We start from the raw sequence: 24,622 nt of genomic DNA, 5'->3' as shown, positions 1-24,622 counted from the left end.
CGCACGCCCCTCCCTGACCGGCCCGGCATCGTCAGCGCCCGATCGCGGCGCGGATGTCGGCGACCGTCACGGTACGCAGCTCGTCGAGGGTGGGGCGCTGGCCGGACTGCCGCAGCCGCTGCGCCTGCGCCTTGCGGACGCCCTCGAAGAGCTTGCGGGCCTCCCGGGCGTTGCCGAAGTTCTGGTCCCGCTCGATCGTGCCGAAGTGCTCCCGGAGCACCTCGCTGACGCCGGCGGCGAGCAGATACTCGTCGCCACCGGCAATGCGTTCCACGATGACGACCAACTGCTCGGGCGAGTAGTTGCCGAACTCGATGGTCTTGGCGAAGCGGGAGGCCAGACCGGGGTTGGCGTCGAGGAACTGCAACATCTCACCGGTGTAGCCGGCAGCGATCACCGCGATCTCGTCACGGTGGTCCTCCATCAGCTTGACCAGCGTGTCGATGGCCTCCTGCCCGAAGTCACCACCGGTGCCGGAGGAGCGGGAGAGGGTGTACGCCTCGTCGATGAAGAGCACGCCGCCGCGCGCCTGCTCGACCGCCGCCGCGGTCTTCTCGGCGGTGTGGCCGATGTACTGGCCGACCAGATCCCGGCGGGAGACCTCACGGAACGCGCCGCCGGGAAGTGCGCCCAGCGCCGCCAGCAGGTCGCCGTAGATGCGGGCCACGGTGGTCTTACCGGTACCGGGTGCCCCCGCGAAGATCAGGTGATGGCTGACCGCGCCGACCGGCAGCCCGGCGCTGCGCCGCCACTCGTTGACCTGGATCTCGTCGATGAGGGCGCGGACCTCCTCCTTCACCGACTCCAGACCGACCATCGCCTCCAGGTCGGTCAGTAGCTTCTCCACCCGGGCGGTGTCCTGCTGGGCGGCGGCGCGGGCCGCGTCCGCGCCGTAGGCGGCCTTCCGGCCGGCCGTACCCTCCACGATGGTCGGCGCGGCCCCCTCGGCGACCTCGATCGCCGGCTGGGCGGTGTTCTCCGTGCTGCACTCCTCGACCGTGCCGTGGCAGCCACGGCCGAACGAGATCGCCGGGCCGCGGGTGTCCCGGATCCGGCAGCGCCGCAGCACCGGTGCGCTCTGGTGCACCACCGCCACCCCCGCGTGACCGGTCTGGGAGATGTCGCAGGCCTCGATGGTGGGCTTGCCGTACTGGTAGACGTAGATGCCCCGGTTGCCGCAGCGGGTCACCGTGCTCGTGCGGATCGTCGGCGCGGCCCCGATCCGCACGATGATGCCGTCCTCGCTGAGGTCGGTGAACTCGCAGCCCTCGACGCTGCCGTCCGAATCCTCCACCACCAGGCCGTAGCGCCCACCGGTGACCCGACAGCGGGCCAGCGTGAACTCCGTGCGACCGGCGACCTGGATCGCGGCACCGAAACCGGCGCTCAGCTCGCACCCGGCCATGGTGAGCTTCGCCCGATCGGCCACCACGACCGGCGCGTCGCCGGCCTTGAGAACGAGATCGCGCAGCTCCAACCGGCCGGAGTTGCAGGACACCGTGGGGTACGTCCCGGACGAGGCGTCGACGGTGACCGTCCCCGCCCCCTGCGCGGCGACGATCGTGACGCCCCGATCGTTGACGAACAACGCCTCGTAGTAGGTGCCGGGACTGACCGAGACGACGGCGTCGTCGCTGGCCACCGCGAGTGCCTCCCCGATGGACGGGTAGGCGCCGGGCTGGTCCGGGGAGACGAGAAGGGTGCGCGTCATGGCTCCGGCTTCGTACGGCAGAGAGGGGCTGGACCGACGATATCCCAGCCGGTCGACACCGCGTGAGCCCGTTACTGCGCCAGCCAAAGCCGAGCCGGACCGTGCTCCGCTCGACGGTGACAGAAGCCGGTGTGCCAGGACGTCGGCCCACTCGGTGGCTAGGCTCGTCGGGTGGCCCGGGATCGGTCCCGGGCGGGATGCCGGTCGATACCTGGGAGGGCGGATGGCGCAGTTGCGGATGCTGCCGCTGGCGGCCGGTGCGCTGCTCGCCGACGGCACTGTCCACACCCACACCTCGGTACGCGGTGACGCGGCGCCCGACCTGCACCCGGTGATCCGGCGCTTCCTGCACGGGTTGCCCGTCGAGCAGCGCGAGCGCTTCGTCGGGTGGTGTGCCGAGGCGGTGCTCGTCTCCGATCGGCTGTACGCCGCCGAGGCGGGCGGCCCGCCGCTCGAAGCCGCCCAGGCCCGCGCGCTGTTGTGGGGCGCGAAGGTGCGGGTGACGCGGGTGCGGGAGGAGGGCGACCCACGCCATGGCGAGGTCCAGCCGCCCTGCCGCTCCTGTGCCGCCCTGCTCGACTGGTTCGGCATGGAGGCGTTGGGATGACCGAGCGGTTTCCGTCCCGGGTGGCCGAAACCCTCGTCGCCGCCGGCTGGTCGCCGGGTCGGCGCGACGACAGCCGGGCCCGGGAGTGGGCGCTGCGCATCGCCGCGCACGCCACGCCGGAGGGCCGGCAGCACGTCGTGACGGCCGCCGCGGTCGAGGCGTACGCCGAGTTTGGCGGGCTGCGGGTACGCCCGCAGGGTGAGGGGGAGCAGATCGCGCCGAGCGACTTCCACCTCGACCCGTTCCTGGTACGCCACTCGGTGGTCACGCTCGCCGAGTTGGCCGAGGTGACCGGGGCGCCGCTGACGCCGCTCGGCGAGGAGGGCGACGGCACCGGCATTCTCGCCATCGACGGGCAGGGTCGCGTCTTCGTGCTCGACCACACCGGAGACTGGTTCCTCGGGGGGAGTCTCGACGAGGCGCTCGGCACGCTGGTGCTCGGCCGGCAACCCCGTCGGGTACGCGGGGACGGCACCTGGTGACCGGCTGGCAACCGGCCAACGCCACCGAGCAGGCGCTGCTGGCCGCCGCCGAGGCCGACGACCGGCAGGCTTTTCTGTCCGAACTCGCCGCCGCCGCACTGCTGCTGCCCGTGTCACCAGCGGCGGCGGCCGGTCGGGAGCCGGCCGGTTGGCCGACGGCCCAGCACGACGGGGTGACCCACGTGATGGTCTACACCTCGCCGGCGGCGATCGCTGCCGGCCTGCCCGGTCAGTCGGTCAGCTACCGGGTGTCGGGGTTGATCGATCTCGCCGTCGACTGGCCCGACGACGACTGGGTGTTGGCGGTCGATGCCGGCCTGCCCATCGGTGTCCGGCTCGTCGCCGACGAGCTGCGTACGCTCGCCGCGCCCGCGGTCGAGGCCGAGCGGCCGGTCCGCGAGGCGATCGTCCAGCAGGACCCGGACGCGCTGATGTCCGCGTTGCTCCGGGCCGAGCTGGTGCTGCCACTGCGGCCGGACGGCCCGGCGACCCGTGACCTGTCGGACCCGGAGTTTCCGTGGTGGAGCGTGCCGGACGAGCAGGGTCGGCTCAGCCTGCCGGTGTTCACCTCCGAGGCCCGGCTGCGGCAGGCTCTCGGCGACCACGACCTGGTGGCGGTGAGCAGTCTCCAGCTCGCCGAGCACTGGCCGGACCTGTCCTGGCAGCTGCTGCTCAACCCGGAGACGCCGGTGGCCGCGGCGTTGCCCGGCGAGGCGGTGCTGACGTTGCGCGAGTGGCTCGGCGAGCTGCGGGCGGTGGTCACCGAGGCGGCGGAGCAGGAGCAGCGCCGCCGCGGGACGGCCGCGTACGCGGAGCCGTCGACGGTGGGCGTGCCGGTGCCGCGGCCGGCGTCGGAGACCGTGACCGAGGACGGGCCCGACCCGGAGGTGCCGCTGCGGCTGCAACTCGTCATCCCGCACCGTTACCTGACGTCCTACCTGGACGACGGCTACGACCGGGCGGCCGGTCTGGTGCACGCCTGGCACGGCCCCGGGCGGGACACGCCGGCACGTCTCTACCGCCGCCTGGGCCTGCTCGGTGGCGGTTCGCCGTTCGAGGAGTTGGACGAGTGGGTGGCCGTGCTGCGCTGGGCGCCCGGCGAGGCCACGCCCGAGGAGTGGGGCCGGGGTCAGCCGCGGATGGAGTCGCTTGTCGTACCGGACGACACCGAGCTGCGCTGCCTGCACCAGGACGGCCGGGACGAGCTGCTGGCCCGGTTCGACGCGGCGGCCCGCCGTTGGTCGCCGGCCTGACCGAACCGCACGCTGCCTTCCCGGCCGCCGCTCTGCCCGGCCCCGTCCTCCCCGGCCGGTGCTGCCCGCGTCACCCGGCGCCGGTGGCTGCGGTCAACGCCTGCGGCTGGCGAACCAGGCGCGGGCCGGCGGGCTCTTGATCAGGGCGAGCGACACACCGGCCAGTCCCCCCACCACCAGCGGCGTGACCATCGTCGGCTGATAGCTCAGCTTGCCCTGCACCAGCAGCGTGACGATGACGACGACGAAGAGCCCGAAGGTGAAGGCCGCCGGCACGGTCAGCCCCTCCGCGCTGGCGCCCTGCCAGGCCATGGCCGACCCCAGCGCGGCGAGCAGCACCACCAGCAGGGCGAGGGCCAGCACGGCCGCTCCGATGCCCACCACCAGGATCCGCCCGAGCCCGTCCCCCTCGGCCCGCAGCATCGCCCGGAGAAAGGCGATCCCGGCGATCAGCCAGGTGACGATCGCCGGCAGCATCAGCAGGACGGCCAGGGTGACCACGATCGGCCGCCGGCCGGCCGGATGCGGTCCGCGGGCCGGCGGGCCGGGGGGCGGGAACCCCTCGGTTGGCGTGGTCGACACGGGCGTCCTCCTCAGGTCGGACCGGTCAGCCGGGCGGCCGACGCCAGGCCGTGTCGTCGGTGTCGCTGGGCGCCGGCGGGCGGCTGGCCGGCGCGGCCGGTGAGCCGTGCGGTGACGCTCCGGTGGGCAGGCCGGTCTCCGGCGCGTCATCCGGGGTGTCGATCGTCGCCCGGCGCTGCCGCGCCCGGCGACGGAGTTTGATCACGGCGAGCACGGTACCGACGAGGATCGCGAGGATCGCGATCCAGACCAGCACCACGATCACGGTCTCCTCGGCTCCGGGGCCCTCGATGGCGCGGGCGGATGCGAGCGCGTCGTCGCCCGCTGGCGCGCTCGGACCCGCGGTGCGGCTGCCTCGGCCGTCGGGCTCACCGGTCAACGCCGCTCGCAGGTCGAGCACGCCCGACCCGTAGAGCTGGTCGTGGCCGGGCTCGCCGGCCTCCCTGGTGGTTTCGAGCAGGCGTTGGAACAGCTCGTACGCGTTCAGGTCGGGGTACTTGGCCTTGATGAGGGCCATCGCGCCGGAGACGACGGCGCTGCTGGTGCTGCTGCCGGTCACCGTGACGTATTTGCCGCCGGGAGCGGCCGTGACCATGTCCTGTCCGGGCGCGGCGATGTTGACCGGCAGGTCCGGGGTGCCCGGCACGGATGCCTTCTTGCTGATGACTCCGTTGCGGTCGATGCCGTTGACCGCGATGCAGCCGGGGTGTGCGGCCGGGCTGCCGACCAGGATGTCGTTGTCGTTGCCGGCGGCGGCGACGACCACCACGTTGCTCTGGTAGGCACGCTCGACCGCGCGGTTCAGCTCCTCGCTGAAGCTGCTGGACAACGACACGTTGACCACGTCCGCACCGGCGTCGACCGCCCAGTTGATACCGGCGGCGAGCGCCGTCGGCGGGGTCACGGCGCTGCGTTCGTTCTTGATGGTCACCGGCAGGATCTTGGCCTTCGGCGCGATGCCGAGCACCCCGTCGCGGTTGCCGGGGCCGTGGCCGTGGCCGGCGATGAGGGAGGCCATGCCGGTGCCGTGACCCTGACGGTCGACCCGGCCCTCGGCGTCGTCGTCGTAGAGGTCAACGCCGGGCAGGACATTGTTCTTCAGGTCGGGATGCGTGGCGTCCACCCCGGTGTCGACCACCGCGACGATGACACCTTCACCCTGGGAGACCTTGTGCATCTCCGCGAGTTCCAGGGCCTTGACGTGCCAGGAGTCGTCTCGGGCCGAATCCGCCAGGGCGGGCGCGGCGGGCAGGGCGAAGGCGGCCAGGGCGCTCGCGGTGGCGAGCGCGACGGCGGCTGCCGGTCGGGTCGGGACACGCATGCCCGTCAACCTTCCTCTGTGGGCCGTGCTGGTCGGGCGGCCGGGGATGGACGGTCACCGCATGGTACGGGCCGGCCACCCAAGGTGGAGTGACCGGCTCGCCCATGATCAGCCCTGGCCGAGCGCCCGGCCCTGCTCGCGGGGCCGGTGTTCCGCCGGTGCCTCGACCACACCGACGGCCGACGACTCGGTGGCCCACAACTCGTCATCACCGTCGCCGTACTCCCAGGTCTCCGGCTCGTCGTCGCGCCGGGCAGCCTGGCGTGGGACCGGTGTGGCCGGCCCGCCGCGCCGGCCACCGAGCGAGGGTGCCGGCCCCGTGGTGGGTGCCGGACGACCGGCGCCGGTCCCGGCGCGTCCGCTCAGGTCGGGCCGCCCCCCGGCCGCCTGGCCGCGGGCCAGCGGCTTGTCGGTCGCGGGCCGGCCGGTCAGCGGGGAGCCCGCCTTGGGCGGACCGCCCGATGCGGCACCCCGCTGTCCGCCGAGGCTCGGCGGCGGTGCGGTGGGACGCCCCGGCGTGCCGCGTTGGCCGGAGCCAGCCGTGGAGCCCGGCAGGCGCGGACTCGACGGTGGCGGGGTGGTCGAGGCGCCCGGGCGGGCTGCGGGGCCCGACCGGGGCCGGCCGCCGCCGGGCGTGCCAGCGCCGGTGTTGCCCGGCAGGGTCGGGCGGTTCGGCGCGGGGCCACGCCGCCCGCCGCCCGGTGTCGAGGACCCGCCGCCCGGGCCGCTGGCACCGGGAAGCGTGGGCCGGTTGGGTGCCGGCCCACGACCGCCCGGGGAGGCCGGCGCGCCGGCACCGGGCAGGTTGGTCCGTGGCGTCGCCGGTCGGGCCCCCGAGTTCGGTGGGTTCGGGCCGGGGCCGACCGGCCGTGGCCCGGGCCCGGCCACCGGCGGCACGGCCGGACCGGGCGTCGCGGGTGCGTTCGGCGCCGTGGTGACGGGCGGGGCGGCCGGTGGCGGGGCGGGCGGCGCGGTCGCTGCGCCGCCGGCGAGACCGACCCCCTCCGGCAGGTTGGCCGGCGGCGGGGTCGGTCCGGGCGTCGGCTCGCCCACGTCCGGGCGGGTCGGCATGTCCGGGCGGACCGGCCGGTCCGGCCGGTTCGGGTCGGGGCCGGTCGTGGGTTTGACCGGCCGGGGTGCGCCCGGTGCGCCGGGCCCGGGCACGTCACCCGGCGTACGGATGACCGCATCGGTCGGACCCTTGAACATGCCGCCGCGGGAGATGTTCGAGATGTAGACGTCGATGTAGAAGTCGGCCAGCGGCTTGGCGATGTTCTTGGCCCGCTGGTGGTAGTCGTTCTGGACGTCCTCGTACGATCTGCCGTTGTTGCCGGTCACCCCGGGGATCCAGTCGACCAGGTCGGATGCCTGAAATCCCTCGTCGTTGCTGCGGCGCTCGCCCTGCCGGACCTGCTCTGCCTGGTACTCCTGCCAGAGCGTCCGCATGTCGCCCTGGGCGGTCTTGATCTTGTCAGCCAACTGCTCCAGGCCGGTGGCGTTGTTGGTGGCCACGGTCTTCCACTCGTCCAGCGAGTGCAGCGTGGCCCCCACCTTGGACATGAACACCCGGGCCGCGGGCGACTGCCACCGGGCCTCCAACGAGTCGGCGTGACGTTTGAGGTTGTCCCGGGTGGCCTGCAACAGGCTGGCCGCCCGTCGCCAGGTCTCGGCGAGCGCCGTGGTGCGTTCGTCGCTCTCCTTGCGGATGTACTCCCACATCTGCTCGATGTTGACCGACTCCCACACCGTGGGCTCGTACGGCGTGGACTGGGCGGCCCGCTCGGCCGCGTAGTCGTCCGGCGGTCCGCCGTACATCGGGTGATTGCTGATCGGCCGGTAGCCGTAGTAGTCGTCCGTCATCCCCGCTCCCGCGCTTTCGCCCCCGTGTCGCCCGTCATTGCAGGTTCGACTGGTCCAGCCGGAGATCCTCGCCGTGCATGCGTTCGCCGTCGCCGTGGATCAGATACGCGCCATCGCCCTCACCGATGACCTCCGGCTTGGCCCACTCCGGGGTCTGCTCGCGTTGGTCGTCCGTCGGGCAGGAATCCATCCCGTAGTAGGGGTTCGTCACCGCAGGGCTGGTCGCTTCCTCCGGGACCAGGCCCGCCGGGTCGCCCTCCTGCTGCCACTGGCCGCTCAGCGTCTCCTGCCCGTCGACCGCGCTGAAGGCCCGGTAGACGTCATCGTTGGTGGCCTGGGCCAGCGCGTCGCCGGTGAGGTATTCGGCGGAGATCGACATGGCGGCCATGCTGAGCGCGGTGAGGCCCTTCATGACGTCGCCCATCAGGTGGCTCACCGCCATCCGGCTCTCGTCGTGCCGACCCCGGAAGAACGCCGCCTCCTTCATGCCGCCGCCGCCGAACGGCGCCTGCACGGTGAGCATGGGACGGAGGCCGCCCTCGAAGCTGGGCTGGAAGTTCTTCTCCAGCTCCTGCTGGATGGCCTGCGCAAAGTCCTTCAGCTGGCTGATGTCGACGTCGATGTTCTCGTCGACGAGCCATTCGTCGCCCATGTCCCTCCCCCGTTCGCTCGCGCGGCGCTGGCACGGCCGGTTGTCCCGCCGACAAGCTGGAACTCCGCAGCCGCGCACGGCAAGTCCACTCTGGCCGACGGTAGCCCGCTCCGGCAACCCCGTACGAGGCTCAGGAGCGCGGCGGAAGGTGCACCAACTGCACCAACCGGGTCCCGCCACGCCGGGACACCAGCCAGCCGCGACCCGGCGGCAGCGGCCCGGGCCGGACGGTGCCGAGCAGCACCCCCTCGTCCCGGTTGCCGGACATCACGATGCCCGGCGTGCTGATCTCGCGTAGCCGCATCAGCACCGGCTCGTACAACGCCCGGCTCGCGCCGCCGGTACGCCGGGCGATGACCAGGTGCAGGCCGATGTCCCGGGCCTGGGGCAGGAACTCCAGCAGCGGGGTCAGCGGGTTGCTGCCGGCGCCAGCGACCAGGTCGTAGTCGTCGACCAGGACGTAGAGATCCGGGCCCTTCCACCAGTCCCGGGCCCGCAGCCGCTCGGCGTTGATGTCGGGTGGGGGCAGCCGGTCGCGCATCACCCCGGCCACCTCGCTCACGATGCTCTCGGTGACCTGTGCCGTCGAGCCGTACCCGATCAGGTGCGGCGTGTCGATGTCGCCGAGCAGGCTGCGTCGGTAGTCGACCAGGACCAGCCGGGCCTCGGTCAGCTCGTGGCGGTCGACGATCGTCTGGGCCAGCGCCCGCAGGAAGGTGCTCTTACCCGACTCGCCGTCGCCGAAGAGGATGAAGTGCGGATCGGCGGCGAAGTCCAGGTGCACTGGTTGCAGGTCCACCTCGGCGATGCCGATCGGCACCCCCGGGCGGCCGGTGCTCGGCAGGCTGCCGTAGGGAACCACCGGCGGAAGCAGCCGGATCGGTGGAGCACCCGGCCCCTGCCAGGCGGCGGCCAGGTCGGCGACCAGCTTGCGGGCCCCCTCGGCCAGGGACTGCGACTCCTGCGCGCCGTCGGCACGGGGCAGCGCGGCCAGGAACTGCTGGCCGTCCGGCGTGATGCCCCGCCCCGGCGACTTCTCCGGCACGTTCATCGCCGCCCGGCGGTCCAGGTTGGAGTCGCTCGCATCGGCCAGCCACAACTCCAGCCGGGTACCGAAGACATCCCGCACGGCCGGGCGCAGGTCCATCCAGCGTCCGGCGGTGACGATCAGGTGGATGCCGAAGGAGAGCCCCCGGTTGGCGATGTCGTTGATGGCCGGTTCGAGGTCCTCGAACTCCGCCCGCAGCGTCGCCCAACCGTCGATGACCAGGAAGACGTCGCCGAAGGGGTCGTCGTCGTGCTGGCCGTGCCGGCGGGCCCGCCGGTACTCGGCCATCGAGTCGACGCCGCGCTCGGCGAAGCGCCGCTCCCGCTCGCCCATCAGCAGCTGCAACTCGGCCACGGTACGCCGGACCAGCCCCCCGTCGAGCCGGGTCGCCACCGAGCCGACGTGCGGCAGGTCGCGCAGCGAGGAGAGCGCGCTGCTGCCCAGGTCGAGGCAGTACACCTGGGCTTCCCTGGGAGTGTGGGTCAACGCCAGCGAGGTGACGACCGTACGCAGCAGGGTGCTCTTGCCGCTCTGCGGCCCGCCGATGATCACCGCGTGGCCGGCCGCCCCCGCCAGGTCGAACCAGAGCACGTCCCGGCGCTGCTCGAACGGCTTGTCGACGATGCCGACCGCCACCTGCAACTCGCCCAGCAGACCGGCGTGCGCCACGGTCACCCCACGGGCGGGGTCGGCGGTCAGCGGCGGCAGCAACTGGTCCATCGTCGGCGGCTCGGCCAGTGGCGGCAGCCACACCTGGTGTGCCGGCTTGCCCCGGCCGGCGAGCCGCCCGACGAGGATGTCCAGCACGCTCTCGCCGACCCCGTCGACCGGCTCCGGCGCCTCCTCCGGCTTGGGCGTACGGGTCACCGGCGGGGCCACGTAGGTGGTGCTGTACTCGCGTACCCGGTCCTCGCCGTCGCCGGCCGCGACCGCCGCGGCGGTCTTGCTCCGGTAGGCCCCGGAGACGTAGGCGGCCTTGAACCGGACCAGCGGTTCGGTGCCGAAACGCAGGTAACCGTGACCCGGCGAACGGGGCAGCTCGTACGCGTCGGTGGCGCCGAGCACCACCCGCGACTCCATCGCCGAGAAGGTCCGCAGACCGATCCGGTACGACAGGTGCGTGTCGAGCCCCCGGAGCCGCCCCTCCTCCAGGCGCTGGCTGGCCAGCAGCAGGTGCACGCCGAGTGACCGGCCGACCCGGCCGATCTGCACGAACATGTCGATGAAGTCGGGCTTCGCGGTGAGCAGCTCGGAGAACTCGTCGCAGATGATGAGCAGGCTCGGCAACGGCGACAGCGGGGCGCCCGCCGCCCGGGCCTTCTCGTAGTCGCGCTGGGAGGCGTAGTTGCCCGCCGCGCGCAGCAGCTCCTGCCGGCGGACCAACTCGCCGTTGATGGCGTCGGTCATCCGGTCCACCAGGGGCAGCTCGTCGGCCAGGTTGGTGATCACCGCGCTGGTGTGCGGCAACCCGTCCAGCCGGGTGAAGGTGGCACCACCCTTGAAGTCGACCAGGACGAAATTGAGGCTCTCCGACGAGTGCGTCGCGGCCAGTGCCAGCACCAGGGTGCGCAGCAGCTCGGACTTGCCGGAGCCGGTCGCGCCGATGAGCAGCCCGTGCGGGCCCATGCCGTCCTGCGCCGACTCCTTCAGATCCAGCTCCACCGGCCCGCCGTCGGTGCCCACCCCGATCGGCACCCGCAGCTTGTCGCGGTTGGGGCGCGGCTGCCACGACCGGTCGACGTCGAACTCGTACGGGTCGCCGATGTCGAGCATCTCGGCCAGGCCCAGTTCGGTGGTGAGCGGGGTGTCGCCACCGCCCCGGGAGGCGGCCGACAGGCGCAGCGGGGCCAACTGCATGGCCAGCGTCTCGATCTCCGCCAGGCGGCACCCGTCGGCCCGCCCGATCTCCGCGGGCCCGTCCACGGTGGTGCTGTGCAGTTGGCCGTCCGCCGCCACCTCCAGCACCAGCCGCGCCCGGTCGAGCATGCGCGGCGCCGGGGTGGAGAGGTCGAGCAGCGTGACGCCCTCCACACCGCCGTCGGTCATCAGGTGGTCCGAGCCGGCGGTGTCGCCGCCGTCGATGACCACCAGCACGTGCGGCCCCCCGACGTGAGGCGCCCCGCCGCTGGCGTTGAAGCGGGGCCGGCTCGCCAGCACGTCGTCGAGCATGGCCTCCAGGCCGGTCACCGAGGGCGCCACCAACCGCAGTTGGCCGAGCGCGTCGGTGCGCGACGGGTGCAGGGCGTGCGGCAGCCACTTCGTCCACTCCCACGCCGCCCGCCGGTCCGGTGCCACGCAGATCGCCACCAGCATGTCGTCGGGCGCGTGGAACGCGGTGGCCTGGGCGAGCACCGCCCGGACCATGCCCCGGGCGGCGTCGGTGTCGCCACGCAGGTGCACCCGGGCGAATCCGTTCAGCGCCATCGTCACCGGCAGGTCCGGCACCTCGCCGTAGGTGGTCAGGAACCGCCGCAGGGCCAGCGCACACATCGGTTCCAGCTTCTCCAGCGAGGTCGCGGGCGGCGGCACCAGCGGGGTGGCCAGCTCCTGCGGACCGAGACCGATCCGGACGGTGGCGAAGTCCACGTCGCCGCGACGGCGCTCCCACAGCCGCGGGCCCAGTGGCAGCGACCAGAGCGTGTCCGGGTCCGGGTGCCGGTAGAAGGCGGCCTCCCGCTGCCTGCGGATCGTCTTGAGCACCCGGCGGCGCTGCCGCGACAGGTGCGTCATGTACTCCCGGCGCTTCTGTAGCATCTCCTGCTTGCCCGGGCCACCGGAGTTGTTGGTGAGCTGGGAGCCGAGCATGCCGATGGCGGAGAGCCCGAACAGCCCGCCCGTGACGTAGCCGAGGGTCGACCCGCCACGACCAGCGAACATCAGCGCCATCGCGAAGGAGCCGGCGAGCATCGGCAGCATCATCATCATCTGCCCCCAGGACTTGCCGCTCGGTGCGGGCACCTCGGGCGGCGCCTCCAGCAGCACCTCGCCGGAGGGGTACTCCGGTTCCGGCTGCCGGGCGGGTCGTTTGACGACCAGCGTGCTCACGTGACAGACCTCCGTCGCCCCTCGTGGGTCTGGTGCGCCGCGGTGAACCGGCACCGCGCCACGGGCACATGGTAGGTAGCCTTCTCCCGTCAGGACAGCCGCGGGCCGTCGCCCGCTCCGCGTACCGAGGGGTCGTCAGTGGTCACCCAGGCCGGAACCGGACTCGCGCGTATCGCCATTGTCGCTCCTCACCGGCGGCTGGATCTCGCCCTGCCCGAGCATCTGCCGATCGTCGGGCTGCTGCCCGCGGTGCTGCGCCAGGCCGATGAGGAGCCGTCGGACGGCACCAGCCACGGCGGGTGGATGCTGCGCCGCAGCGACGGCAGCGTCGTCGAGCTGACCCGTACGCTCGCCGCGCAGAACGTCCGCGACGGCGAGACCCTGCACCTGGTGCCCCGCCGCACCGAGTGGCCGGAGTTGGCGTACGACGATCTGATGGAGGCCGTCGCCGACGGTGCCCGGCGGCGCGGGGTGGCCTGGACCCCGTTCGCGACCCGGCTGACCGGCCTGATCGTGGCCGGGGTGCTGCTGCTGCTCGGCCTGGTGGTGATCGTGACCTCCGAGGAGCCCGGCTGGCTCGGCGGCGCGGTCGCCCTCGGCGCGGCCGGCCTGCTGCTGGTCGCCGGGATCGTGCTGTCCCGCGCGATGGCCGACTCCCTCGCCGGGGCGGTGGTCGCCGCCGCCGGCCTGCCGTACGCCTTCGTCGGCGGCGTGCTGGTGATCGGCACCGGGGAGTCGGTGTGGGCGCTGGGCGCGCCGCACGTGCTGCTCGGCTCGGCCGTGCTGCTGCTCTCCGGGCTGCTCGGCCTGCTCGGGGTCGGCGACGCCACCCGGGTCTTCGTGGCCGCGGTCTTCGTCGGGTTCTGGGGCATGGTGGGCGGCCTGCTCGCCCTCGGCACCATGGACGCCGCCCAGGGCAGCGCCGCCGTGGTCAGCGCGGTGGCCCTGCTGCTGCCGGCCATGCCGCTGCTCTCCGTCCGGCTCGGCAAGATGCCGATGCCGGCGCTGCCGCGCACCGCCGGGGACCTGCTGCGCGACGAGCCGCAGCCGAAGCGCGAGGTGGTCTACCAGGCCACCGCCCGCGCCGACGAGGTGCTCACCGGAATGATCTTCGGGGCGTTCCTGGTCACCATCAGCTGCCTGGTCGTGCTCACCGCGACCGGCACGCTCTCCGCGTTGCTGCTCGCCGGCGTGATCTCGCTGGGCTACCTGCTGCGGGCCCGCCTGGTGCCGACCGTCCGGCACCGGGTGCCGATGCTCGCCGTCGGCCTGGTGGGTCTGGGCCTGCTGCCACTGGTCGGTGCGGCCGACGCGTCGACCGCGGCACGGGTGCTGGCCGTGCTGCCGGTGGCGGTGGTCGCGGCCGGGCTCTCGGCCGGCGCCGGGCTCGCCTACAGCCGGCGCGCCCCGTCGCCCCGGCTGGCCCGGCTGGGCGACGTGTTCGACATCCTGCTCCAGCTCGCCGTGGTGCCGGTGGCGTGCAGCGTGCTCGGCCTGTACGCGTTCATGCGGGCGATCAACGGCTGACTGCCGACCTCACCAGTCGCGGTCGCTCGCCTCGGGCATCGGTCCGCCCCGGATCAGCTTGACGATGGCGGAGTCGATGTCGGCTCCGACGAAGAAGTCGTCGACCCAGTGCAGCATGAAGACCCGTCCCTGCGCGTCCACCACCAGTTCGGACGGACCGTCCTCGTTGTTGCCCAGCGGGTAGACCGGGTTGTCGTACTCCTCGGCGAAGATTCGTGCCGACTCGGTCTCCACCCCGCCCCGGGTGGGATGGAGATAGCTGGTGAAGCCGCCGCCGAGCCGGCCGCTCCGGCCGAACTGCGGCAGCCGCAGGCCGCCGAACTCGACCAGCGCGGCCCGCGCGACCGGCGGGCATTCCAGCCCGGCCAGGTCGTCGGCGAAGCGGACCATCCAGTGCTCGACCGCCGTGGTGTGGTCGCGACCGGGAAACCAGCCGGCCGCCTCCAGCACGTGCCGCACGTCGGGTGGGAAGCGCCCCTCGGCGGCGTGGCGCTGCGCGTACCGCTCGGCGATCGTTTTTTCGGGCAGCGACGGCCACTGGGACACCTCGCCGGTCTCCCGGTCGATGACCGCCCGGGGGTACCCCGTGGCCGGCGGCGGCGCGGGCGGCCCGTCGGTGGCGGGCGGAGCCGGTTCGGCCCGCCAGGCGACGTAACCGAGGTCGAACTCGTGCAGGAACACCTCCGGCGCGGGCCCCGACCTGCCGGCACCGGCCCACTGGCGCGCGATGACCAGGGCCTCGTCGCGACTGATCATCGAAGGACTCCTCGGGCTGCCGTCGTCGGTGGCACCGGCCGGCCCCGGTGCGGGCACCGGCCGGCTCGACGTCGTGCCTATGGTAGGCATCGCGGTCCGGAAATCGGGCCGTGCCGGCGTATGCCAGGGGGAGAATGCCATGCCGTCGCGGCGGGACCAGGTCCAGTCGTACCAGTTCTTCGTGCAGCGGATGACGTCCGCACTGGTGGCGCGCGAGCCCGACCCGGAGGCGGCGCCGTTCCGTCGACTCGGTGGCGCCGGCTTCGCCAGCGTCATGGTGGCGGTGCTCTGCCTGGCGGCCGTGGGCGTGTACGGCCTGCTGCGTCCCGGCGGGGCCACCAAGTGGAAGGAAGGCAACGCGGTCATCCTGGAGAAGGAGACCGGCACCCGGTACCTGTACCGCGAGGGCCGCCTGCATCCGGTGCTGAACTACGCCTCCGCCCTGCTGGCCATCGGATCGGCGGTGCCGACCATGTCGGTCTCCCGCAACTCGCTGGTCGGCACGCCCCGCGGTCCCCGCATCGGCATCCCGTTCGCGCCCGACTCGCTGCCGGCACCGAACCGGATCCTGGACGGGCCGTGGACCCTCTGCACCCAGCCGGCCCGGGACGCCGCCGGCGGGATCGTGGCCACCACGGTGCTCACCGTCGGGCGGGCGCCCGGCGGCGGGCGGGATCCGGGGGACGCCGCACTGCTGGTCCGCGACCGCAAGACCAGTCGGTTGCACCTGGTCTGGCGGGACCACCGGTACGAGATCCGCAACGAGAAGGTGGTGCTGGAGGGCCTCACCATGAACGCCGAGCCGGTGGTGGAGGTCGGCGGTGCCTGGCTGAACGCGCTGCCCGCGGGTGAGCCGATCGCCACCCGGCGGGTGGCCGACCGGGGCGCGCCCTCGACCGCGTTGCCCAACGCCCGGGTCGGCCAGGTCTTCATGGTGGAGAGCCAGAACGGCAGCCGCCAGCACTACCTTGCCGAGCGGGAGCGACTGGTCCCGATCACTCCGGTGCAGGCGGACGTGCTGCTGACCGACCCGGAGACCAAGGCGGCGTACCCGGACGGGCCCGAGCCGTACGCGATCGAACTCGCCGCCGGGGCCGCCGCCGCCGCGCCCAAGGCGGCGGCCCCGGCCCAGGGCCGGCACCGGGCACCGGAGCAGCGGCCCGAGATCGCCCGGCTGGCCGGCGACCAGCCGGCCATCTGCGCCGCCTACCAACCAGGTCAGGACGAGCCGACGGTACTGCTCGACGCGCAGGTCCAACCGGTACGCGAGCCGGTGCGCACCGGCGAACAGACCGGCGACGGCATTCCGCTGGCCGACCGGGTCGTCATCGAACCCGGTTACGGGGTCCTGGTCACCGCCGTCTCCTCGCCGGATCAGGAGGGCGGCACCCTCAACCTGGTCACCGATGTGGGCTACCGGTATCCGCTGGCCTCCGAGGGGGTGCCGGCGATGCTCGGCTACTCGGGAGTCCAGCCGGTGCGGCTGCCGGCCAGCCTGGTGGTCCGGCTGCCCGCCGGGCCGGCTCTCGACCCGACGACCGCGAAACTCGCCCTCGACCCGGAGTGAGCTACCAGCCACAATGGAAACTGCGGGCCGGTCGACGGTCTAGCGCTGGCTGGAGACGACCCGTTACCGTTCGTATGACGATGGTGCGTTAGCGCCGACTGACACGCCGCCCCGCCGAGGAGCGGCGATCAACGAGGACGGGGGTGACATCCGCCATGTCGATGAATACCGACACCGGCTTGATGCTGAAGACCGAGGGTGACGTCGATGCCGTCGCCGACCGGCTCACCGGCAATCTCAACTCGCTGATGGACCAGCTCGCGCCGCTGTACGACCAGTGGAAGGGCGCGGGTGCGGGCTCCTTCCAGCAGGTCCGGGAGCGGTTCGACCAGGACATGGCCCGGCTCAATGTCGCGCTGCGCGCGATCGCCGAGGCCGTCGGCTCGGCCGGTAAGGACTACGACGTCAGCGATGAGGAGATCCGGGCCGACATGGACAACGCGGGTGCGACCGCCGGCCAGATCACCGCGGCGCTGAAGCTCTGACGGGGGAGAAAACTCATGACGGAGATTCGGTACAACTTCGCCGGCCTGAACGCCGCGGCGGACAGCTGCGGCAGTGCTGCCGGGAATCTGACCAGCGAGCTCGACGGGCTCAAGTCCGGCATCGCTCCGCTGCTCGCCACCTGGGACGGCGAGGCCCGCGAGGCGTATTTCCAGCGGCAGTCCGAGTGGGAGTCGGCCGCCAACGACCTGCGCGACCTGCTCGGCCGGATCGAGCGGGCGCTCCGCGAGTCGGCCACCCGGATGCAGGCCCGCGAGGCGGCGAACCGCGCGAAGTTCGGCGGCTGAGCCACCACCGCACCGCTCGATGGCCCGGCCCGCGCCGGGCCATCGTCGTCTCCGGTGCGCCGTCCGGCGTTTCCGACGTCCCGTCCCGACCTCGGGGCGCCCGCTGCCGGTGCCGTCAGCCGCGCGGCATCGAACTCGGCACCCGGAAGAAGGCCTCCTCGGGCTCGTCGATTTCGGGCCCGGCGGCGGGTGGCGCGGACGGCCGGGTTGGCCGCCAACGGGTCCGCCGTCCGCGCGGCATCAGCGCCGCCAGCGCCGCGACGCCGACCGCGACCGTGGCCAGGGCCAGGCCGATCCAGAGCGCCAGCCGGCCGAACAGCGCCCAGCGTTCGGCGCGAGCCTGCGCCGCCGCGTCGTGGGGCAGCTCGGGCAGCGGCGGCTGGGCCACCGGCTTCCCGGTGGTCAGCCGTTCGGTGACCGCCCGGTACGGGTTGACCACCCCGTTGCCGTAGCCGCGCGACGCGTCGCCCCGGGCCGGGTCGGCGGTGGCCAGCAGCCTTCGGGTGACCTCCTTCGCCGACAGCCCGGGTTCCGCCGAGCGGATCAGCGCGGCGGTGGCGCTCACCATCGGGGCGGCGAAGCTGGTGCCGTCGTAGACGGTGTGACCGTACTGCCGGGTCGCGGCCACCACCGCGCCGCCCGGGGCGACGATGTCCACGTACGACCCGATCTGGGACTGCCGGAACCGGGCGCCGGTCTGGTCGATGGCGCCCACGCCGATCACTCCGTCGTAGGCGGCCGGGTAGGGCACCGGATCGGGGCGCGCGTCGTTCTGGTGCTGGTTGCCGGCGGCGGCGACCAGCACGACGTCCTTCCCGACCGCGTACCGGATGGCCCGCTCGACGTCGGGATCCGGGTAGTAGAGGGTCACCGACATGTTGATCACATCCGCGCCGTCGTCGACGGCGCGCCGGACCGCTTGGGCGAAGACCGCGGCGGTGACGGTGTCGTCGCCGGAGCCTGCGCCCTCGCTGGCGTTGCGCTCGCTGACCCGGATCGGCACGATCGTGACATCCGGCGCCAGCCCGTAGAAGCCGACGCCCTCCTGCCGGCCGGCGGCGATGATGCTGGCGACCGCGGTGCCGTGCGAGACGCAGTCCACGTCGCCGCCCGGCTCGCCACGCAGGGCGTCGAAGCCGCTGGTCACCCGCCCCGACAACTGCGGGTGGCCGCTGTCGGTGCCGGAGTCGATGACCGCCACCCGTACCCCCGCGCCGGTGCTGAACGGCCACACCCGCTGCGGCGCGAGCCACCGCTGGTGCCAGGGCGTCTCGGTGTTGACCTCACCCGGATCGCTCGGATTCTGGCAAATCGCCGGAGCCGCCCGGGCCGGCGTCGGTGCGGGAATCGTCAGTGCCGTGGCCAACACCGCGCCTACCAGGGCGAATGCCCCCATGGGACGGTCCCGGACCATTCCTGCCACCTCCCCGCCGACCGGTGCCGATGCATCGTAACGGCGAACGGCCGTAAACCGACGACTGGCGATGTCGCGCCAATTCAGTATGGTCGAGTCGTCACGCCCGGTGCAGGTGGAACGTGGGCGTGCACGGGGAGGGGACGGGGAGGGACACGCCATGGACGTACAGGCGCTGCGCGCCCGTGCCGACGAACTTATGGCGCAGTTCGAGCGGATGCGCTCCGGCGTGGGCGAACTCCAGCAGGGACTCAAGGCGGTGGCGGCGACGGTCACCTCCGACGACGGCCTGGTCACCGTGACGGTCGGTCCGCGTGGTCAGGTGACGAAGGTCGAGTTCGACCCCCGCATATACCGCCGGCCCAACTCGAAAGAGCTCGCCGCCACCGTCACCGAGACGATCCGGCGGGCCACCGAGAAGGCGATGGCCGACGTCGAGCAACTGCTCCGCCCGTTCGTGCCGGACAGCCAGTTCCAGGCCTACATGGATCACGACCTCGACGGCATCTTCCGTCAGCTGGACAGCGACCTGCCCGGGAAGGAAAAGGGATGACCGAGCTGCAGGACACCTTCGTCAAGCCGGACGCGGCGCTGGAGGGCGCAAACACCCTCGGTGCCGCCGGTGCTCGGCTCGCCCTGCGCTGGCAGGGCCTCGCCGCACGGATCGAAACGCTGAACGGCGGCCAGCCCTGGGGCACCGACGAGCCGGGCAACGAGTTCAACAAGAGCTACCTTGGCGGCGAGGACCAGCCGGCGCAGAAGGTCCTCGACATGGCCGGCGACCTGGTCCCGGTGGTGGAGCAGCTGGGGCCGACCGTCAAGGGCGCGGTCGAGGGCACCGTCGACGTCGACGACATGGTCAAGACGCTCTTCGGCGGCGACGACAAGTAGCCGCCGGCCGGCTGCGGGTCGACATCGGACAGAGGGGCGCTCGGGGTGGCGGTACCCAATCCCAGAGACTCGCTGGGCGAGTACGCCTGGGTCTGGGACGCCATCTGCTGGGTGAGCGCAGGCGAGGCGTGGCCCACCGGCGACGAGGACCGGATGCGCGAGCTTGCCGACAACTGGCAGGCGGTGTCCGACCTGGTCAGCGAGACGCTGGCCGAGGCCGACCCGGCGGTCATGAAGATCCTACAAAGCTGGGGCGGCGGGGCCGGCGAGGCGTTCGGTGGGCTGTGGAACCAGATCGGGGTCGACCCGAACACCGGCCTGCCGCTGATCCAGGAGATCGCCGCCGCGTACGCCACCGGCTGCGACCAGGCGGCCCTGGAGATCGAGTACGCCAAGCTGACCGTGCTGATCGCGGTCATCATCACCGTGATCGCGGTCTTCGTCGCACTGCTGATGGCCTGGCTCGGCGGGGTCTCGGCGGGTGCGATCCCGGGCATCCTGGCGGCCGGTCGGCAGGCCGTGACGGTCGCCTTCCGCCGGCTCATCGCTCAGATGGGTCGGCAACTGCTCACCCGGGCCGGGATGCAGTCGGCACTGCGGCTCGCCGGGACGAGACTGGGGCAGTTCGTCACGAGCCAGGGCTTCCGGCAGGGACTGAACCGGCTCGGCCTGGAACTGCTCGAAGAGATCGGCGAGGAGCTGATCATCGACGTGGGCGCCCAGGCGTACCAGATGCGCAGCGGCGAGCGGCGGGAGTGGGACAGCCGGCGGACGCTCACCGCAGGCGTGGGCGGTGCCTACGGGGCCGTGCTCGGCACCGGCATGCACTGGGCTGGCCGGCGGGCGGCGCCCCGGATGCCGTTCTCGTTCAGCCCGTCCCGGTTGACCTTCCCGGGCGGCGGTCTGGTCCGCTGGGGCAGCAACAGCATCGCCTCCGGCGCACAGAACGCGATCATTTCCCCGGCCGCGAGCGTGCTCGCCAACGCCAGCGTCAACCAGCAGTTCGTCCTGCCCGGCGCGGACGCCTTCCTCGGCGGGTTCGCCAGCGGCGCGGGCCGCACCGGGGCGACCCTGGCCGGCAGCGCCAGCGGCAACCTGGCGGCGAGGGTCACCAACCTCGGTCTCGACAGGATCGGCGTCTCGTTCACGCCCGGTGCCGGTCTCGGCGCAGGCGGGATCGACCCGTCCCTGGGGGTCGGTGGCGCGAACGGCCTCGGCAATCTCGGCAACCTCGGCGGTGCCGACGGCACGGGTGGCGGTTCCTCGACGGGGACCGGTGCCACCGGCGGCAACGGCTCGACCTCGGGTTCCGGCGGGTCCGGATCGGGTGGCTCCGGCAGTTCCAGCGGCCCGGTTGACACCTCCGGCACCGGAAACACCGACACCGGCGGTGGGGCGACCCAGAACAGCGCGAGCGCGGTACCGGACAGCGGGTCGGGCTCGATCAGCCTCGCGCCGCCGCCGGTCGACGGCGCCACCACCGGGGCCACCACCACCGACGGGGTTGGCCTGGCCAGCGTGGTCAACGACCCGACCTCGGTCGACGGCGCACCGCGCGCCGACGACGCGACCGCCACTCCGGCCCCGACCGACGACGCGTCCACGACCGCCGGCCGGGCGTCCGCCGAGGGCACGCCGGTGCCGGCCGGCCCGACCGTGGATGCCGATCCGAGCGGTACGGCAGGTGACCGGGGCACACCGGTCACCGACGCGCCCGGCACCGACCGTTCCGCGACCGGCTCGGCCGATCAGGGCGGCAGCGGGGCGACGACGGACCGATCCACGCCCGCCGCCACGAGCACCCCGGCCGCGACCGGCGACACCACCACATCCGGCGACACCACCACAAACCGGGATACGACCACATCCAGGGACACCACTACCCCGACCACGCCCGTCGACGCGTCGACCGGCACCGGTCGCACCGTGGTCGCCGGCCCCACGACCGACTTCGCCGCAGCTGGCCCGGCCGACCGTGCCGGGGACCGCCCGCCCGACACCGGGACCGATCCGTTGGCCTCGGACGCGCCGCCGATGGTCCTGCCCGGTGCGCCCGCCGCCACGGTGGTCGGGCCGACGCCGGGCAACGTCACCCCGACCGGCCCCGCAGCCCCGACGACTCCCGGCCCGCCGACCGCGCCACAGGTGACGCCCGGTACGCAGACCGCCCCGCAGGTGACGCCCACCGCCAACGTATCGGCCACGACCGGGACGCCCGCCAACGCGCCGGCCACGACGGGGACGCCGGCAGCGGGCACGAATACCCAGCCCGGCACCGGTAACACCAGCACGCAACCGGCACCGGCCCGTCCGCCGGTCACCACGACGGCGGCGAACACGGCGGGTTCGGTCTCGCTGGCGCCGGCCACCTCGACCAACCCCGCCCAGCCCGGCGTCACCACCCAGCAGACCGGGCCCACGCAGCAGCCAGGCACCCCGGCACCAGCCCAGGGCACGCCAGCCCAGGGCACGCCGGCGCAGCCGGGCACCGCGAGCCAGCCGGGCGGTCCGCCCGCCGGTGGCCGGCCGGAGGGGCGTACGCCGGTCGACCCGCTCGCTCCGGCGGTGCCGGCGCAGAGCGCGGGCACCGACCCGACGACCACCACCGCGCCCGGGAACCCGGACGGCGTCGCCGGCCCGGCGGCGGACCGGTCGGACCCATCCCAGCGGCCCGCCACCGACGGGCCGGTCGTCGTCCCGGTGCCGGGCAGTACCGGGACCACCCTCCCCGGTGGCCCGACCGCACCCGGCGCCGACCCGGGCCGGGTGAACCCGGAGACCCTCCGGCGGTCGGAGGGGCCGACCGGCCGCGGTACGCACAGCTGGCAGCTGGATCCCACAACGGTCGACGGTGACCCCAGTGGTCCGGACGCGGAGCGCGCCCTGATCGAGGCGTCGCGGACGCTGGCCGAGGCCGCCCGGACTGCGGTCAAGGACACGACGATCTCCCGGGCCAAGCAGCCCGGCACCGCCGGCGCGCTGCTGATGCCCAACGGCGAGATCACGACGCACACCAGCATGACGGCCAACAAGGGCACCAATCCGGCAACCCAGCCGGCCGTCCATCCGCTCGCACAGGCCGCGCTGGACCGGACGCAGGCGGCGTTGCCCGACGGCACCGGCAGCGGGCACGGCAAGTGCGCCGAGGTGGCCCTGGTCTCCGACCAGCTCTATCAGCTCGAACAGCAGTGGCGGGACGCGGGCGAACCCGGCACCTTCGAGCAGTACGCGCTGGACGCCTTCCAGGGTGCCAAGATCCTCACGCACCAGGTCAAGCCGGCCCGGCAGGACGACATCAGCTACCAGCTCGGCCACCACCGTCCGCCGTGCCGCTCGTGCGCGCACTTCCTGCCGCAGTTCAACGTCGAGCCGATCGTGGACCCGGAGCGGGACGCCACGACCTACCAGCCGCCGGTGCCGGGCGTGGTCGGCACCGGCCCGCCGCTGAGCGACAACCGGCCGTACGGCCGCCCGGACGGGCTGGTCCCCCCGGCGCAGGCCGACCAGCAGGCGCTCGATGCGGCCGTGCCGCAGGATCCGGCAACCGGCCGCCCGCTCGTGCACCCGGATCCCCGCGTCGGGCAGTGGGCCGGGCTGGTCAACGACGGCGGGCCGACCGTCCCCGGGCGCGACAACAACTGCGCGGACGTCGGGCTCTCCGTCCTGGCGACCTGGTTCGGCCGGCCCGAGGTGGCGGCGCCGACGGCTCCGTCGGCGGAGGTGGAGCTGGGCAGCACCGCGCGGCAGGAGCAGGCGCTGCGGGCCAGCTTCGCCCACCAGGGCGCCGGCAGCACCGGGCTGGACGCGATCGCCGAGGCGCTCCGTGCGGCCGGTCCCGGCTCGGCGGCGCTGATCGTCACCACTCAGGCGGACGGCAACGGCGCACACACCTGGAACGCGGTCAACCACGACGGCACCATCATCTGGCTCGACGGCCAGAACCAGCTGCTCTCCGACACCGACCCGGTGCACGCCGACCGGGTGGGCGACGTCTGGTCGATCGTGCTCGACGCCGAGGGCGACCCGGTCCGGCCGTCGGTGACGGACGCCGACACCCGGCCACCGGCACCGCCGACCTCGACCGCACCCGGCTCCGCGCCAGCGGCCACGACCGTCGAACAGCCGGACACGCAGCCACCGCCGGCCGGCCGACCCGGTGCCAACTCGGACCCGACCAACTCGGACGTGACGGGCCCGGACGTGACGGGCGGCGATCAGAACGTCGAGGGGGATCCCGACCCGGGTGCCTGGCCCGACATGCAGGGTTGGCCGATGCCGGACACCCGCCAGTTCGGGCCGGACCAACTGGCACCGTTGGAGAACGCCCGCTATCAGGACGACATCGCGGACAGCCTGCGGACACCCGACGGGTACGCCGTTCTCGCGGATCCGTCCACCCACCCGTACGGCCAACTGGTCAACGACGGCGGCCCGGACCAGCCGGGGCGGAGCAACAACTGCGTCGACAACGTGCTTGCGGCGCTGGCCAGCTTCTACGGCGATCCGCAGGTGTCCCACCCGCGCTGGCCGGACCGGCTCGACGACGGTTCCCTCGACACCGAGCTGGGCGAGCTGGCTGGCTTTGACCGGGTAGCGAGCTGGATCGGCGGGGACTGGACCGGCGACAACGACTCGATGCCCCGTACGCCCGACGAGCGCTCCGACGCGGTGGCCGACCGGTACGAGCAGCTCTACCAGAACGTCCGGGACGCGGGGCCGGGCTCGGCCGCGGTCGTCGCCGTCGAGTGGCTCCGGATCGACGAGAACACCGGTGCCCCGCTGGTCGACGCGGACGGTCACGTGCAGGGCGCCGCCCAGCACGTGTTCCTGCTCGTCTTCCCGCAGGACGCCGCGGGGCCGGTGTGGTGGGATCCCCAGTTCGGCAGCACCACCACCGACCCCCTACCCGGGGACTATGTTGGACTGACGCACAACCTGTGGTCGATGGAGGTGCAGCCCGGCCATGCCGATGAGCAGGGAGGAAGCCCGGCAGCTGATGACCAGGCTGCTCGGGACGGACAACCCGGTAGCGGTCTTCCCGTTCGAGTTCGGCTGGGCAGCCCAGGAGACGCTGTCCTCGCCGCAACGGACCCAGGGCCGGCAACTGGGCCAGGG

Annotated in this window: 17 protein-coding genes and 1 pseudogene; 10 read left to right on the top strand and 8 right to left on the bottom strand. The window is 73.3% G+C overall.

Annotation, left to right across the window (positions count from 1 at the left end):
- Window positions 1–31: 31 nt before the first annotated feature.
- The gene (locus tag ACQPYA_RS30380; protein WP_433530413.1) at window positions 32–1,711 is read right to left on the bottom strand and encodes a right-handed parallel beta-helix repeat-containing protein; all 1,680 of its coding nucleotides are present in this window, start codon (window positions 1,709–1,711) and stop codon (window positions 32–34) included.
- A gap of 223 nt (window positions 1,712–1,934) precedes the next feature.
- Here ACQPYA_RS30380 and ACQPYA_RS30375 point away from each other — a divergent pair, with 223 nt between their 5' ends.
- Genes ACQPYA_RS30375 through ACQPYA_RS30365 form a run of 3 tightly spaced genes read left to right on the top strand, consistent with a single transcriptional unit; the run spans window position 1,935 to window position 4,053 of the window.
- Window positions 1,935–2,318, top strand: coding sequence for a YwqJ-related putative deaminase (locus ACQPYA_RS30375; protein ID WP_433530412.1), 384 nt, complete (start codon window positions 1,935–1,937; stop codon window positions 2,316–2,318).
- Window positions 2,315–2,800, top strand: coding sequence for an SUKH-3 domain-containing protein (locus ACQPYA_RS30370; protein ID WP_433530411.1), 486 nt, complete (start codon window positions 2,315–2,317; stop codon window positions 2,798–2,800). The genes ACQPYA_RS30375 and ACQPYA_RS30370 overlap by 4 nt, the downstream gene beginning before the upstream one ends.
- Complete coding sequence (locus tag ACQPYA_RS30365; protein ID WP_433533690.1) at window positions 2,794–4,053, top strand: SseB family protein; 1,260 nt, start codon at window positions 2,794–2,796, stop codon at window positions 4,051–4,053. Before ACQPYA_RS30370 ends, ACQPYA_RS30365 begins: the two co-directional genes overlap by 7 nt.
- A gap of 93 nt (window positions 4,054–4,146) precedes the next feature.
- Here the strand turns inward: ACQPYA_RS30365 and ACQPYA_RS30360 are convergent, their stop codons facing one another.
- The 5 genes from ACQPYA_RS30360 to eccCa all read right to left on the bottom strand — a co-directional run bounded on the left by ACQPYA_RS30360 (window position 4,147) and on the right by eccCa (window position 12,561).
- Window positions 4,147–4,635: a hypothetical protein gene (locus ACQPYA_RS30360; RefSeq protein ID WP_433530410.1), complete on the bottom strand. Its 489-nt coding sequence runs from the start codon at window positions 4,633–4,635 to the stop codon at window positions 4,147–4,149.
- A 25-nt stretch (window positions 4,636–4,660) separates the two neighbouring features.
- On the bottom strand, window positions 4,661–5,956 hold the full coding sequence (gene mycP, locus ACQPYA_RS30355; protein ID WP_433530409.1) for a type VII secretion-associated serine protease mycosin: 1,296 nt from the start codon (window positions 5,954–5,956) through the stop codon (window positions 4,661–4,663).
- Between the two features lie 108 nt (window positions 5,957–6,064).
- Window positions 6,065–7,816: a hypothetical protein gene (locus tag ACQPYA_RS30350; protein ID WP_433530408.1), complete on the bottom strand. Its 1,752-nt coding sequence runs from the start codon at window positions 7,814–7,816 to the stop codon at window positions 6,065–6,067.
- 34 nt (window positions 7,817–7,850) lie between these two features.
- Entirely contained in the window at window positions 7,851–8,468 is a 618-nt protein-coding gene (locus tag ACQPYA_RS30345; RefSeq protein WP_433530407.1) for a hypothetical protein, read from the bottom strand.
- Between the two features lie 130 nt (window positions 8,469–8,598).
- Entirely contained in the window at window positions 8,599–12,561 is a 3,963-nt protein-coding gene (eccCa, locus tag ACQPYA_RS30340) for a type VII secretion protein EccCa (RefSeq protein WP_433530406.1), read from the bottom strand.
- Between the two features lie 138 nt (window positions 12,562–12,699).
- Between eccCa and eccD the strand changes: the two genes are divergently transcribed.
- On the top strand, window positions 12,700–14,088 hold the full coding sequence (eccD, locus tag ACQPYA_RS30335) for a type VII secretion integral membrane protein EccD (protein ID WP_433530405.1): 1,389 nt from the start codon (window positions 12,700–12,702) through the stop codon (window positions 14,086–14,088).
- Window positions 14,089–14,097: 9 nt separating this feature from the next.
- On the opposite strand, the gene ACQPYA_RS30330 is transcribed toward eccD, so the two are convergent.
- The gene (locus ACQPYA_RS30330) at window positions 14,098–14,844 is read right to left on the bottom strand and encodes an SUKH-3 domain-containing protein (RefSeq protein WP_433530404.1); all 747 of its coding nucleotides are present in this window, start codon (window positions 14,842–14,844) and stop codon (window positions 14,098–14,100) included.
- A 139-nt stretch (window positions 14,845–14,983) separates the two neighbouring features.
- On the opposite strand from ACQPYA_RS30330, the gene eccB reads away from it, so the two are divergent.
- The 3 genes from eccB (at window position 14,984) to ACQPYA_RS30315 (ending at window position 17,202) form a co-directional block, all read left to right on the top strand.
- Window positions 14,984–16,411: a type VII secretion protein EccB gene (eccB, locus tag ACQPYA_RS30325; protein ID WP_433530403.1), complete on the top strand. Its 1,428-nt coding sequence runs from the start codon at window positions 14,984–14,986 to the stop codon at window positions 16,409–16,411.
- Window positions 16,412–16,566: 155 nt separating this feature from the next.
- A complete protein-coding gene (locus tag ACQPYA_RS30320; protein WP_433530402.1) occupies window positions 16,567–16,896 on the top strand; it encodes a WXG100 family type VII secretion target in 330 nt (109 codons plus the stop codon).
- 15 nt (window positions 16,897–16,911) lie between these two features.
- The gene (locus ACQPYA_RS30315) at window positions 16,912–17,202 is read left to right on the top strand and encodes a WXG100 family type VII secretion target (RefSeq protein ID WP_433530401.1); all 291 of its coding nucleotides are present in this window, start codon (window positions 16,912–16,914) and stop codon (window positions 17,200–17,202) included.
- Between the two features lie 115 nt (window positions 17,203–17,317).
- Here ACQPYA_RS30315 and mycP (ACQPYA_RS30310) read toward each other — a convergent pair whose 3' ends face one another.
- Window positions 17,318–18,394 (bottom strand): type VII secretion-associated serine protease mycosin, encoded by a 1,077-nt coding sequence (mycP, locus tag ACQPYA_RS30310; protein ID WP_433533689.1) that lies wholly within the window; start codon window positions 18,392–18,394, stop codon window positions 17,318–17,320.
- Between the two features lie 382 nt (window positions 18,395–18,776).
- Between mycP (ACQPYA_RS30310) and ACQPYA_RS30305 the strand changes: the two genes are divergently transcribed.
- From ACQPYA_RS30305 to ACQPYA_RS30295, 3 genes and pseudogenes are all read left to right on the top strand, one after another.
- Window positions 18,777–19,169: a YbaB/EbfC family nucleoid-associated protein gene (locus ACQPYA_RS30305; RefSeq protein ID WP_433530400.1), complete on the top strand. Its 393-nt coding sequence runs from the start codon at window positions 18,777–18,779 to the stop codon at window positions 19,167–19,169.
- A complete protein-coding gene (locus ACQPYA_RS30300) occupies window positions 19,166–19,507 on the top strand; it encodes a hypothetical protein (protein WP_433530399.1) in 342 nt (113 codons plus the stop codon). The genes ACQPYA_RS30305 and ACQPYA_RS30300 overlap by 4 nt, the downstream gene beginning before the upstream one ends.
- Window positions 19,508–19,660: 153 nt before the next feature.
- A pseudogene (locus ACQPYA_RS30295) lies at window positions 19,661–24,331 on the top strand (toxin glutamine deamidase domain-containing protein); the annotation flags it as partial.
- Window positions 24,332–24,622: the final 291 nt, after the last annotated feature.

The organism is Micromonospora sp. CA-263727 (assembly GCF_050942455.1).
Lineage (GTDB): Bacteria > Actinomycetota > Actinomycetes > Mycobacteriales > Micromonosporaceae > Micromonospora.
The sequence above is the reverse complement of the archived record's forward strand: the minus strand, read 5'-3'. Positions and strand labels throughout refer to the sequence as shown.